Raw genomic sequence first — 526 nt, forward strand, 5'->3', positions numbered from 1 at the left:
CCCGCACCCTTGACCTGCCGCGCCTCCGCCAGCGCCGAGTCCACCGCACCCCGCAACGCCCCGGCCACATCCCGCCCGAACGCCTTGCCCAGCAGACCACCCAGCGCACCACCCACGAACGGCACGAACGCACCGAACACACCCTGCAACGCCCCGAACCCCACCGCCTGCTTCAGCAGCTCATCGGAATCCTCCAGCGCGTAGCCCTGCTCACCCGTCAGCCACTTCGCGAACTCATGCGTCGCCGCCGCCAGCCCGACGTTCAGATCATGTTCTTGTAATACGCGGCATCCGCCCGGGTCTTCTCCCCATACCGGGCCAACTGCTCCGCCGTGTCCGTCAGCGCCTTGATCTGATCCGCACCCGCACCCGACCCGAACGTCGCCATCGCCCGCGCATACGCCTCACTCCAGGCACCCTCCACCGCACCCTCGACCGAATGCGACACCTGCGCGATCAGACCCTGCAACTCCACCAGATCCCGCTGCAACTCCACATGCGGCACCACCACACGCCGCTGCATCGC

At 68.1% G+C, this 526-nt stretch carries 1 protein-coding gene; it reads right to left on the bottom strand.

Features of this window, described 5'->3' with window-relative positions; genetic code table 11:
• Positions 1 to 262: 262 nt before the first annotated feature.
• Positions 263 to 526: hypothetical protein (locus tag IF37_RS0138610; protein ID WP_158727467.1), on the bottom strand; the 264-nt coding region annotated here is incomplete at its 5' end.

Source organism: Streptomyces sp. NRRL S-31, from assembly GCF_000718775.1.
In the GTDB taxonomy this organism is placed as follows: Bacteria; Actinomycetota; Actinomycetes; order Streptomycetales; family Streptomycetaceae; genus Streptomyces.